Source organism: Streptomyces glomeratus, assembly GCF_021462825.1.
Lineage (GTDB): Bacteria > Actinomycetota > Actinomycetes > Streptomycetales > Streptomycetaceae > Streptomyces > Streptomyces glomeratus.
In genome coordinates this window covers 199,632-211,704 of the sequence record NZ_JAKEEB010000004.1, presented here as the reverse complement: position 1 = coordinate 211,704, position 12,073 = coordinate 199,632, and the positions used below count along the sequence as shown (strand labels likewise).

The window sequence follows — 12,073 nt, the reverse complement described above, 5'->3', positions numbered from 1 at the left end:
GCTCACGGTTCTCCCAGTTCCTCCCGCATCGCCGCGCGCAGACGCAGTGTCGTCGTCAGGCGCTGGAAGGCCTCGGCCCAGTAGCCGCCCGCCCCCGGTGACGCGTCCTCCGGCTCGTCGGGTATCGCCGTCAGCGCGGCGAGGCGATCTGTCTCCGCCGGGTCCAGACAGCGTTCCGCCAGCCCCATCACCCCGCTGAAGCTCCAGGGATAACTTCCCGCGTCCCGCGCGATGTTGAGCGCGTCGACCACCGCCCGGCCCAGTGGGGCGGCCCACGGGACCGCGCACACTCCGAGCAACTGGAACGCCTCCGACAGTCCGTGTGTGGCGATGAACCCTGCCACCCATTCGGCCCGCTCGGCGGCGCCCAGCGTCGACAGCAGCTTCGCCCGCTCGGCCAGGGACACCGCACCCGGGCCTCCGGCCTCCGGTGCCGAAGGCGGGCCGAGCAGCGCCCGTGACCAGCAGGGGTCCCGCTGCCGCACCGCCGCCCGGCACCAGGCCGCGTGCAGTTCGTCCCGCCAGTCGTCCGCCACCGGCAGTGCGACGATCTCCGTCGGAGTACGTCCCCCGAGACGTCCCGTCCATATGGCGAGCGGCGCCGCCTCCACCAACTGGCCCAGCCACCAGGACCGCTCACCCCGGCCGGTCGGCGGAGTCGCCGCCACCCCGTCGCGCTCCATCCCGGGATCGCACTCGTGCGGCGGCTCGACCACGAGCGTCGGCTCCCCGGGCGTCCGGTCGACCGCCACGCATGCCGCCGCCCGCGCCGCCATCCGCCCGGCCAGGGCCGAACCCGGCAGCGACGACAGCAACTCCGCCGCCGTGGCCCGCACATTGCGGCTCCGGTCGGACAACGCCTGCTCCAGGAACGGCTCGTCCGCGGGCTCCAGTCCCGTGCGCAGCGAGTCGAGGAACATCAGGCGGTCCTCGGCACGCTCGTTCGCCCAGGTGCCGGCCAGCAGTTCACGGGCGGCGGCCGGCTGCCGGGCCCGAAGGGCGCCGAGCAGGGCCACCCGTTCCGCGAACAGCCCCTGTTCCCAGAGGTGTTGCACGCGCCCAGGGTCTTCCGTCGGCAGTTCGGCCCCACCGGGTGCGGAGCGCAGCGCGAACCGCCAGTCCGGGTTCAGCCGGGCCAGCCACAGGGCGCGCGGGCCGGCGAAGGCCAACACCGCGGGGCGCAGGTCCGTACGCCCGCGAGCCGCGTCCAGGAGCGCCGGCAGCGCCTCCGGAGGCGGCGCGAAACCGCGTGCGTTGGCCAGCGCCAGCCACTGGGGCAGCAGCTCCATCAGGTCGGGCGCCGACCCCCGGCGGCCGCCGCTGCCCGTGCCGGGGCGGTCGGACAGCAGCAGGGCCAGACGGCGGGCCGCCGCGGGCGGCAGTGGCGGGCGGGGGTCCGGCGCTGCCGGCTCCGGTCTGGGCCCGGCGGGTGCGGGGCGCAGCCCCGCCCTGCGGCGCACGGTCTCCACGGCGGCCAGGTCCAGCAGCGCCGCCGGCGCCTCCCGGCCGGACGCCCAGGACGGCGCACGCCGGTCGGTGCCCAGCAGGGCCACGGTCACCAGCTCCTCCCAGGGCACCGCGGAGGGCGAGCCCGGCGCGGCCGGGGTCGCACGCTCAGTCACACGCATATCGGTCCCTTCCCGGTCGGTCGTGCGTCGTTTCGGTGTCGTCAGCACAGCGGGACCGCCTCCCCGGCGCCCTCCGGCCAGGCGGTGAGAGGGTTGAAGCCGCGGTGGCCGCACTCGCCGAACACCGTGACGGGCGCCCCGCCCGACAGGGCGACCAGACGCCACAGGCCCGGGCGGGCACCCGCCGACGGCGTGAGGGGAACGGCCGTGCCGCCCTCCGCGTCCGCCAGCTGCCAGGAGTCCCCGACCGGTGTCGGCACGACCCGGCCCAGCGTCACCGGAAACGAGTCCAGCCACGGGTCGTCCCGCAGCGCCCGTCCGTACCGTGCCAACGCCTGGGGCGTGGTCATGCCCGGCGGCCGTATCCCCGCCGGTGCCGCAGGCGCGAACTGCTCGCCCAGCGCCGCCCGCAGATGCCCCGCCCCCGGATACACGGACACCTCCGCCTCCAGCGCCAGGCCCACCGGCAGCGCCGGCTCGGGTGCCCGTCCGGCCGCCCCGTAGGAGAGGAGCAGCACCGTCCGGCCGGAGTCCGCGCCGTGCAGCCAGATGCGGCGCGTGGTGAGACGGCTGTCCGAGGTGTCGTACTGGGCCAGGACCAGCCAGCGGTCACGGACCGACGGACCGCCGGGCGAGCCCGGGAGGCCCACGCGGGAACGGACCGTCGCCGCCAGACCGTCCGGCAGCCGCTCTCGACGCAGCCAGCCCTGGTCCAGAAGGTGCAGCAGCGCGCACTCTTCCACGAGACGCACCGGCCAGCCCGGCCCCGACGACGGGATCGCCCCCAACTCCCGTACCCGGGCGGCCAGTCCCGGTGCCTGGGCGTCGACCATGCGGGCGGCCGTCTCCTCCCACATTCCGTACCCGTCCCGGTCGGCCGTGGCGAGGCCGCCGCGCAGCAGGTCCGTCAGCCGCTGCTCCAGCTCCGCCGCTCCCGCCGTGATCCGCTCGGCCCGCCGCTCCGCCCTGCGCCGGGCCGCCTCCGGATCAGCGGTCCTCGGGGAGTCCGGGCCGGTGGCCTGCCGCTGTTCCCGCGGGCGGTGTCTGCGCCTCTTGATCCACTGCTCGGCCCAGTCGGGTGCCGGCCCCCGCGGCACCGTCCCGTCCCCGCCCGCCCAGAGCAGCAGCAGTCCCAACGCGTGCTTGCACGGGAACTTGCGACTCGGGCAACTGCACTGGTACGCCGGGCCGGCCGTGTCCGCGAGGTCGACGACCGTTTGGTACGGCCTGCTGCCACTGCCTTTGCACAGCCCCCACACCGTCCCCTCGTCGGAACTGCCCGCCTCCGACCACGGTCCGGCAGCGCCGAGTTTGCTTCCCGCACTGCGTGACGCGGCGTCAGGCGCCAGTGCCAGCACCTGCTCCGCAGTCCAGCGCACCCCCTGCTCAGTCATGTCTCGAAGGTAGGTCCCGGCACTGACAATCAACCGTCGTGATGGTGTGTGTGCAGGTCAACGCGCATTGTCAGTGGTGTGGTGCACGGTTGGTGGCAGATCCGAAACGGCCGAGCCGAGGGGGATGTGGCCATGCGTGTGTCCGTTGATCCGATGTCCGTCGAACCGAACACGAGCGAGTCCGCGCCGGTGAACGGGTACACGGGTGCGGGCCCCGGCGAGGGGCTGTCCGCGCCCCTGCGACCGCACGCCGAGGACGCCTTCGCGGCCGAGCTCGCCGCGCTGGACGTGCAGGACGACCGGCCCCGCCCGGCCCGCTGGAAGCTGTCACCCTGGGCCGTGGCCACCTATCTGCTGGGCGGCACGCTGCCGGACGGCACGGTGATCACACCGAAGTACGTCGGTCCGCGCCGCATCGTCGAGGTCGCCGTCACCACGCTCGCAACCGACCGCGCCCTGCTCCTGCTGGGCGTGCCGGGCACGGCCAAGACCTGGGTGTCCGAGCACCTGGCGGCGGCCATCAGCGGCGACTCGACCCTGCTCGTCCAGGGCACGGCCGGGACGCCGGAGGAGGCGATCCGCTACGGCTGGAACTACGCGCGGCTGCTCGCGCACGGCCCCAGCCGCGACGCGCTCGTACCGAGCCCCGTCATGCGGGCCATGGCCGAAGGGAGGGTCGCGCGCGTCGAGGAGCTCACCCGGATCCCGGCCGACGTGCAGGACACGCTGATCACGATCCTGTCGGAGAAGACCCTGCCGATACCGGAGCTGGGGCAGGAGGTGCAGGCCGTCCGCGGCTTCAATCTGATCGCGACGGCCAACGACCGCGACCGCGGGGTCAACGACCTGTCGAGCGCCCTGCGCCGCCGTTTCAACACGGTGGTGCTGCCGCTTCCGCAGAGCGCGGACGCCGAGGTGGACATCGTCTCGCGCCGGGTCGACCAGATCGGCCGCTCGCTCGACCTGCCGGCGGTGCCCGACGGCATCGACGAGATCCGCCGCGTCGTCACGGTCTTCCGTGAGCTGCGCGACGGAGTGACCACCGACGGACGGACGAAGCTGAAGTCGCCCAGTGGGACGCTGTCCACCGCCGAGGCCATCTCCGTCGTCACCGGCGGCCTCGCACTGGCCGCCCATTTCGGGGACGGCGTGCTGCGCGCGAGTGACGTGGCCGCGGGCATCCTCGGCGCCGTCGTCCGCGATCCGGCGGCCGACCGTGTCGTCTGGCAGGAGTATCTGGAGGCGGTGGTCCGGGAGCGCGAGGGCTGGACGGACTTCTACCGGGCGTGCCGCGAGGTGACCGTATGAACGGCGGCTCCCCCTCCGCGGAGGGGCCGCTGCTGCTCGGGGTGCGGCACCACGGGCCGGGCTCCGCCCGCGCTGTACGGGCCGCACTGGAGGCGGCGCGGCCCCGGGCGGTGCTGATCGAGGGACCGCCGGAGGCGGATGCCCTGATCCCGCTCGCGGCGGAGGAGGAGATGCGGCCGCCGGTGGCGCTGCTCGCCCACGCCGTGGACGAACCAGGACGGTCGGCGTTCTGGCCGCTGGCCGAGTTCTCCCCGGAGTGGGTGGCGCTCCGGTGGGCCCTGGAGCACCGGGTCCCGGCCCGGTTCGTCGACCTGCCGGCGACACACACGCTGGCCTGGGACAAGGAGGAGCCGGCACCCGCGCCCGGGGCCGAAGCGGAACCTCCGGCCGGGGAGGATCCGGAACCGGGGCCCGGATCGGGGCTCGGCTCCGGCGACGCCGTGCGCGTCGACCCCCTGGCCGTGCTCGCCGAGGCCGCCGGGTACGACGACCCAGAGCGGTGGTGGGAGGACGTCGTCGAGCACCGGGGTGTGGGCGGCGAGGACGCGCTCGCGCCGTTCACGGCCCTCGAGGAGGCCATGACGGCGCTGCGGGAGGAGTACGGCACCGGGGGGCACCGGCGCGATCTCGTGCGGGAGGCGTATATGCGGCTCCAAGTGCGCTCGAACGTCCGGGAGTTCGGCCTCGAGGTGGCCGTGGTGTGCGGGGCCTGGCATGTGCCCGCGCTGCGTCGCACGACCGCCGTCGCCGCCGACCGCGCCCTGCTGAAGGGGCTGCCCAAGGTGAAGACGGACATGACCTGGGTGCCCTGGACCCACCGGCGGCTGTCCCGGGCCGGTGGTTACGGGGCGGGGATCGACTCGCCCGGCTGGTACGCGCATCTGTTCGCCGCTCCCGACCGTCCCGTCGAGCGATGGCTGACGAAGGTCGCCGGGCTGCTCCGGGAGGAGGACCGGATCGTGTCGTCCGCACACGTCATCGAGGCGGTGCGGCTCGCCGACACGCTCGCCGCGTTGCGCGGGCGCCCGCTGCCGGGGCTGTCCGAGACGACCGACGCGGTCCGGGCGGTGATGTGCGAGGGCTCGGACGTGCCGCTGTCGCTGGTGCGCGACCGTCTCGTGGTAGGCGACGTCCTGGGGGAGGTACCGGCGTCGGCTCCCGCCGTGCCGTTGCAGCGCGACCTGGCGCGGCTCCAGAAGCGGCTGCGGCTGAAACCGGAGCCGGGGGAGCGCGAGGTGGAGCTGGACCTGCGCAAGGACACCGACGCCGGGCGCAGCCGGCTGCTGCACCGGCTGCGTCTCCTCGGCGTCGACTGGGGCGAGCCCACGGCCTCGCGGGGCAGCACGGGCACGTTCCGGGAGACCTGGCGGCTGAGCTGGGAGCCGGAGCTGGCGGTGCGGGTCGCCGAGGCGGGGGTGTGGGGGACGACCGTGATCGCCGCCGCGACCGCCAAGGCCGAGGCGGACGCGGTCGCGGCGCGGGCGCTCGCGGAGGTCACCGGGCTCGCCGAGCGGTGCCTGCTGGCGGAACTCCCGGACGCGCTGCCCGTGGTGATGCGGGCGCTCACCGACCGGGCGGCCCTGGACGCCGACGTCGGCCATCTCGCCCAGGCTCTGCCCGCTCTGGTCCGCTCCCTGCGCTACGGAGACGTGCGCGGCACGGACACCCGGGCACTGGCAAAGGTCGCGGCAGGTCTCGCGGAGCGGGTGTTCGTCGGGCTGCCACCGGCGTGCACCGCACTCGACACGGACGCGGCCGAGGAGATGCGCCGTCATCTGGATGCCGTGGACGTGGCGGTGGGGCTGCTGGCGGAGGGGGCCGTGGCGGCCGCCGGGGAGATACGAGAGCGGTGGCGTGCCGTGCTGCGGGTGCTGTCCGGCCGGGACACCGTCGCAGGCGTCGTCCGTGGGCGTGCCGTGCGACTTCTCCTGGACGACGGGGAGTTGGAGCCGGGCGAGGCCGCACGGTTCATGGGGCTCGCGCTGTCGCCGGGTACGGCGCCGGCGGACGCGGCCGCGTGGATCGAGGGATTCGTCGGAGGCGGCGCCGGCGGCGGGATGCTGCTGGTGCACGACGAGCGGCTGCTCGGGCTCGTGGACACATGGCTGACAGGGGTGCCGGCGGAGGCGTTCACCGGCGTACTGCCCCTGCTGCGGCGCACGTTCTCGGCGTACGAACCGGGAGTCAGGCGTGCGCTGGGCGAGTTGGTGCGGCGCGGGCCGGACGCGCCGGGGAGCGCGGCGGCCGTCGGCGCGGGCTACGCCGGATTCGCGCCCGACCTGGACTCCGGGCGGGCGGACGCGGTGGTCCCGGTGGTGCGGCTGCTGCTCGGCCTGGACGACCCCGGCCGCGGTGATACGGACGCGTCGGACGGCAGGGGGCTGGACGAGTCCGCCGGTCTGGGCGAGTCCGTCGGTCTCGACGAGTCCGACGGCAGGGATGTCGACGACATGGTGGGGGTGGCCCGATGAGCGCGGACACGACCGGCCGTGAGGCGGCCACGCCATCCGCGGGCGAGGACGGCGGCACGGCGGGTACGGCCGGTACGGCGGCTGCGGCCGGGCTCGACGAGCGGCTGAGGCGCTGGCGGCTCGTGCTCGGCGGAGACACGGCGGACGGTACCGGGCGCCGGCTGACCGGGCGGGACGCGGCGATGGACGGGGCGCTGACCGCGTTGTACGGAAAGGGGGACACACCGCGTCGAGGGCGGGACCGTTCGGCGGGGCTGGGGGCGTCGGCGCCGTCCGTCGCGCGCTGGCTCGGGGACATCCGGACGTACTTCTCGTCGTCCGTCGTCCAGGTCATGCAGCGCGACGCCATCGACCGGCTCGGCCTGTCCACACTGCTGCTCGAACCGGAGATGCTCGAGGCCGTCGAGGCGGATGTGCACCTGGTCGGCACACTCCTCTCGCTGAACAAGGCGATGCCGGAGACCACCCGGGAGACGGCGCGGGCGGTGGTGCGCAAGGTCGTCGAGGACCTCGAGAAACGGCTCGCCACCCGCACCCGGGCCACGCTCGACGGCGCCCTCGACCGCAGCGCCCGTATCCGCCGGCCCCGCCACCACGACATCGACTGGAACCGCACCATCGCCGCCAACCTCAAGCACTACCTGCCGGAGTACCGCACGGTCGTGCCGGAGCGGCTGATCGGGTACGGGCGGGCGTCCCGGTCCGTGAAGAAGGAGGTCGTCCTCTGCATCGACCAGTCGGGGTCGATGGCGGCGTCGGTGGTGTACGCATCGGTGTTCGGAGCGGTCCTGGCGTCCATGCGGTCCCTCGCGACCCGGCTCGTCGTGTTCGACACGGCCGTGGTGGACCTCACCGACCAGCTCGACGACCCGGTCGACGTCCTCTTCGGCACCCGGCTCGGCGGCGGCACGGACATCAACAGGGCGCTGGCGTACTGCCAGTCGCGGATCACCCGGCCCACGGAGACGGTCGTGGTCCTCATCAGTGACCTCTACGAAGGAGGGATCCGGGAGGAGATGCTCAAGCGGGTGGCGGCGATGAAGGCGTCCGGGGTGCAGTTCGTGGCGCTGCTCGCGCTCTCCGACGACGGGGCCCCCGCGTACGACCGTGACCATGCGGCGGGGCTCGCGGCACTGGGGGCGCCGGCGTTCGCGTGCACACCCGAACTGTTCCCGGAGGTGATGGCGGCCGCGATCGAGAAGCGGGCCCTGCCGATACCGGAGACCGCATGAGCGGGGCGAGATGACGAGGGCGAGCACCGTCACCCAAACCGGGCACTGTTTGAAGCAAGGAGGAAAACGGATATGACTACCCATCGGTAACAGGGGGCTTGCGCGGCGACGGGAGGGCCGTGCAAGGATCGTCGGCGCTTCAATCCTCGGCGGTGCGCCGTGTCGCCCGTACCGCCTCGATCCGCCGCACGGAGGCTCTCCCCGTTGTGACCCCGCCAGCCGCACTGCCCTTCGCCGGTGCCGCACTGCACGTGATGCGTACGGCGGCGGGGCGGCGTGCGCTGCATCTGGCACTGCTGGTGGGCGGGTTGTTCGCACTGGGGTTCCTCTGCGAGGGGCAGGCCCATGCGGTGGAGGGAACACCCGTGGCCTCCACGGCTCCGACCGCCCCCGCCGCGGCCGGCACTCCGCCCGATGTGGTGCGGCCGGTCGAGAAGGCGGTCCGGCACGTCGAAGGCACCGTCAGCAGCGAGGCTCGGCAGGCGGTTCAGGGCTCTCCCCGTCAGGCAGCCCACCCCTCCGCAGCCGGCACTCGCCCCGCGGGCGGCACTCGCCCCGCGTCCAACAGGCGCTCCCTGTCCGACACCCGCTTCCTGTCCGACACCGGATCCGTGTCCGACACCCGCTTCCTGTCCGACACCGGATCCGTGTCCGACACCGGCTCCCTGTCCACCATCCGCCAGATGGCGCGGTCCCGCGCCGAGGGCCTCCTACAGTCCGGCGAGGGCTTCCTGCGGACGGTGTCCGAGGAATCGGCGGACGAGCTGTCACGTCGGCCGCCCATCCCGCCCATACCGCCCATTTCGTCCACCCCATCGATCCGGCCCCTGCGGCCCCTGCGGCCCCTCGGGCCCCTCCGGCCCATCCGGCCCCTCCCTCCCATCCGCTCGATCCCGTCAATCCTGCCCGTTCCGTCACTCCCGCCGGTTCTGTCGGTTCCTTCATCACCCTCGGTCCCGTCGACCCCGCCCGTTTCGTCCAGCCCGGGGTTTCCCGGTCTGCCGGATCTGCCGGGGTTCCCCGGAGCGCCGGGGCCGCCGGGTGTGCAGACACCGCCCGCGCGCACCCTGCCCATGCCGTCGGTGCAGGAGCGGCCGGTCGGCGGCGCGCGGCGCCACCGGCCGGGGGAGCAGCGGCAGGACTGGGGCCAAGGGCCGCGGATCACCGGGGCCGACGCGGCGTCCGGGCGGTACGCGCGCCGTGCCCTCCGCCTCCCGCGGCCTGTGCACGCACCCCTGCCCCAGTCGCCCGACGGCGCGCCGAACGGGGTGTTCGGCGTGTTTGACGCGCACTCGGCGGGCGACGACCGTGCATCGCGGCACGGTGACGGGCACGCCGTCGCGCCGCACCACCGGGCGCCGCTGCGGCTTCTGCCCGGCGCCACCGCGGTTGTCACCGCGGACGGGACCCGGGACCGCCACCGGAACATCCCAAAGTTCCCCGGCTAGGGCGGTACCTCCTCCCCGCGAGCTCTTCCACGTGGGGGCGGAACAGGTCTGCCCGCCGTCCGGACACCCCTCCGGTCCCCGGACGGAAGCCATCCGACCCGAGCCGTGGCAGCCGGACCGCATCCATGGCCGCCGGTCCCCCGACCGCCCATGAAGCCGTCGGCCCCTGCCGACACCGGCGACAGAACTCGGCAGCGGTGGTCCCGAACTCCCGGAACCCGATCCGAAGGATCTGACGCACACATGAACAACAACATCCGCCGCTCCATCGTCATAGCCGCCGGTGTCACCGGCGGCTGGGCGCTCGGCTCGGCCGTCGCCAGCGCGGACGAGCTGCCGGCGTCCTCGGTCTCCACGCCCGATGTGGGCATCGACACCGCGGACACGGTCGGCGCGGTCACCGGCACCGTGGGCGGGGTCGTGACCGACGTGCAGCACACCGTCTCCGAGGTCGCGCACGGTACGGCGGTGGACGGCGCCGCCCCCGGCCGCGACGGGGCCGGCGTACGGCGTGGCGGGTGAGGTGCGGCCGTTCGCGGGCGGGGTCGCCGGACAGGTTCCCCCGTTCGCCGAGGGCGTGGCCGTGGACGCAAGGGGGGCGGCGTACGGCGTCGCTGCCGAGGTGCAGCCCTTCGTGCAGGGCGTGGCCGGCTCGGTGCGGCCGGCTGTGCAGTCGGCGAACGAGGTCGTGCGGACGGCGGACGGTCTCGTGCAGCCCGTCGTGCACGGGGTGCCGGACGGCATCACCCGTCTGGCGTACGGCGTGACGGGTGATGTGCGGCCGTTGCGGGTGGGGCCGCAAACGAGGCCGGTTCGTTCGCCCAGGGCGTCACCGCTCCGGCGGCACCGTTCGCCGGTGATCTGACCGGGACGGCGGGGTCGGCCGCCGGCTCGCTGGCCGGCCACGCGGTGACCGGCGCCCGGGGCGCCGCCGCGTCCGTCACCCCGGACTACCTGCACTCGGGCCCTGGCGGCAGGTACTCCCTCTGAACGGCGACGCCGTAAGGCGTCCCATCGACTCCGCGGGGAATGAGGCACCGGGGTGGCCGAAAGCCGTCGGCCTGCCCCACCGAAACCCCGTGGACCGGGCGAGTGGCCCCATTGGGGTGGGGACCACTCGCCTCGCGCCCCTCCCGGGGCGGCAGAAGGGGTCCCACCGGGCCAACCCCAACCCGGTGGGACCCTCCCCGGCGCGCGGCGTCGCGTGCACGTGTGACAGGTATCACCGCTCAGGTGTGATCTGCGATTTAGAGCCCCACCTCAAGCGGCGATAACCTGCGAGACGGACATGCCGCGCGCTCGGACACCGTGTGCGCCTCCCTTGTGACACATGCGGACGTCACGTTGCCCTTCGCGGCACGCCCACGCATCCAACGAACCGCGAGATCACTGATAGGGACGGAAGCGCGTGGACCTGTTCGAGTACCAGGCGAGGGACCTCTTCGCCAAGCACGGTGTACCGGTGCTGGCCGGTGAAGTCATCGACACGCCTGAGGCGGCGCGCGAGATCACCGAGCGGCTGGGCGGCAAGTCGGTCGTCAAGGCGCAGGTGAAGGTCGGTGGCCGCGGCAAGGCCGGTGGTGTGAAGCTCGCCGCCACCCCGGACGAGGCGGTCGCCCGCGCGACGGACATCCTCGGCATGGACATCAAGGGCCACACGGTCCACAAGGTCATGATCGCCGAGACCGCCCCGGAGATCCTCGAGGAGTACTACGTCTCCTTCCTCCTCGACCGCGCCAACCGCACCTTCCTCTCCATCGCCTCCGTCGAGGGCGGCATGGAGATCGAGGAGGTCGCGGCCACGCGCCCCGAGGCCGTCGCGAAGATCGCGATCGACGCCATCGACGGTGTGGACGAGGCCAAGGCCCAGGAGATCGTGGCCGCGGCCAAGTTCCCGGCCGAGGTCGCCGACAAGGTCGCGCACGTCCTGGTCAAGCTGTGGGACACCTTCGTCAAGTCGGACGCCCTCCTGGTCGAGGTCAACCCGCTCGCCAAGGTCGCCTCCGGTGAGGTCATCGCCCTCGACGGCAAGGTGTCGCTGGACGACAACGCCGAGTTCCGTCACCCCGAGTTCGAGGAGCTCCACGACAAGGCCGCCGCCAACCCGCTCGAGGCGGCCGCCAAGGAGAAGAACCTCAACTACGTCAAGCTCGACGGCGAGGTCGGCATCATCGGCAACGGCGCGGGTCTGGTCATGTCGACCCTGGACGTCGTCGCCTACGCCGGCGAGGCCCACAAGGGCGTCAAGCCCGCCAACTTCCTCGACATCGGTGGTGGCGCCTCCGCCGAGGTCATGGCCAACGGCCTGGAGATCATCCTCGGCGACCCGGACGTCAAGTCCGTCTTCGTCAACGTCTTCGGCGGCATCACCGCCTGCGACGCGGTGGCCAACGGCATCGTGCAGGCCCTGGAGCTCCTCGAGTCCAAGGGCGAAGAGGTCAACAAGCCGCTGGTCGTACGTCTCGACGGCAACAACGCCGAGCTGGGTCGCCAGATCCTGGACGACCGCAACCACCCGCTCGTCCAGCGGGTGGACACCATGGACGGCGCGGCCGACAAGGCCGCCGAGCTGGCTGCTGCCGCGAAGTAAGG

General features: G+C 73.7%; 9 protein-coding genes. 7 read left to right on the top strand and 2 right to left on the bottom strand.

The window, feature by feature from the left end; all coding sequences use genetic code 11:
• Positions 1-2 precede the first annotated feature (2 nt).
• Positions 3-1,628 carry a DUF5691 domain-containing protein gene (locus LZ604_RS06705; protein ID WP_372482094.1) on the bottom strand — a complete coding sequence of 542 codons (1,626 nt, stop codon included), beginning with the start codon at positions 1,626-1,628 and terminating at the stop codon, positions 3-5.
• A 41-nt stretch (positions 1,629-1,669) separates the two neighbouring features.
• On the bottom strand, positions 1,670-3,022 hold the full coding sequence (locus LZ604_RS06700; RefSeq protein WP_234513352.1) for an SWIM zinc finger family protein: 1,353 nt from the start codon (positions 3,020-3,022) through the stop codon (positions 1,670-1,672).
• A gap of 132 nt (positions 3,023-3,154) precedes the next feature.
• Here LZ604_RS06700 and LZ604_RS06695 point away from each other — a divergent pair, with 132 nt between their 5' ends.
• The 7 genes from LZ604_RS06695 (at position 3,155) to sucC (ending at position 12,071) form a co-directional block, all read left to right on the top strand.
• Complete coding sequence (locus LZ604_RS06695; RefSeq protein WP_234513351.1) at positions 3,155-4,330, top strand: ATP-binding protein; 1,176 nt, start codon at positions 3,155-3,157, stop codon at positions 4,328-4,330.
• Positions 4,327-6,801, top strand: coding sequence for a DUF5682 family protein (locus LZ604_RS06690; RefSeq protein ID WP_234513350.1), 2,475 nt, complete (start codon positions 4,327-4,329; stop codon positions 6,799-6,801). The genes LZ604_RS06695 and LZ604_RS06690 overlap by 4 nt, the downstream gene beginning before the upstream one ends.
• The gene (locus LZ604_RS06685) at positions 6,798-8,033 is read left to right on the top strand and encodes a VWA domain-containing protein (protein WP_234513348.1); all 1,236 of its coding nucleotides are present in this window, start codon (positions 6,798-6,800) and stop codon (positions 8,031-8,033) included. Before LZ604_RS06690 ends, LZ604_RS06685 begins: the two co-directional genes overlap by 4 nt.
• Before the next feature lie 206 nt (positions 8,034-8,239).
• On the top strand, positions 8,240-9,481 hold the full coding sequence (locus tag LZ604_RS06680) for a hypothetical protein (RefSeq protein WP_234513346.1): 1,242 nt from the start codon (positions 8,240-8,242) through the stop codon (positions 9,479-9,481).
• 243 nt (positions 9,482-9,724) lie between these two features.
• The gene (locus tag LZ604_RS06675) at positions 9,725-10,003 is read left to right on the top strand and encodes a hypothetical protein (protein WP_234513344.1); all 279 of its coding nucleotides are present in this window, start codon (positions 9,725-9,727) and stop codon (positions 10,001-10,003) included.
• Positions 9,993-10,346 carry a hypothetical protein gene (locus tag LZ604_RS06670; RefSeq protein ID WP_234513342.1) on the top strand — a complete coding sequence of 118 codons (354 nt, stop codon included), beginning with the start codon at positions 9,993-9,995 and terminating at the stop codon, positions 10,344-10,346. The genes LZ604_RS06675 and LZ604_RS06670 overlap by 11 nt, the downstream gene beginning before the upstream one ends.
• Positions 10,347-10,889: 543 nt before the next feature.
• Positions 10,890-12,071: an ADP-forming succinate--CoA ligase subunit beta gene (gene sucC / locus LZ604_RS06665; protein ID WP_234513341.1), complete on the top strand. Its 1,182-nt coding sequence runs from the start codon at positions 10,890-10,892 to the stop codon at positions 12,069-12,071.
• The last annotated feature ends 2 nt before the right edge of the window (positions 12,072-12,073 follow it).

What these genes read in the sequence shown, in the direction of transcription:
- LZ604_RS06705 (WP_372482094.1), bottom strand. Translation starts at nt 1,628, where the DNA reads ATGCGTGTGACTGAGCGTGCGACCCCGGCCGCGCCGGGCTCGCCCTCC.
- LZ604_RS06700 (WP_234513352.1), bottom strand. Translation starts at nt 3,022, where the DNA reads ATGACTGAGCAGGGGGTGCGCTGGACTGCGGAGCAGGTGCTGGCACTG.
- LZ604_RS06695 (WP_234513351.1), top strand. Translation starts at nt 3,155, where the DNA reads ATGCGTGTGTCCGTTGATCCGATGTCCGTCGAACCGAACACGAGCGAG.
- LZ604_RS06690 (WP_234513350.1), top strand. Translation starts at nt 4,327, where the DNA reads ATGAACGGCGGCTCCCCCTCCGCGGAGGGGCCGCTGCTGCTCGGGGTG.
- LZ604_RS06685 (WP_234513348.1), top strand. Translation starts at nt 6,798, where the DNA reads ATGAGCGCGGACACGACCGGCCGTGAGGCGGCCACGCCATCCGCGGGC.
- LZ604_RS06675 (WP_234513344.1), top strand. Translation starts at nt 9,725, where the DNA reads ATGAACAACAACATCCGCCGCTCCATCGTCATAGCCGCCGGTGTCACC.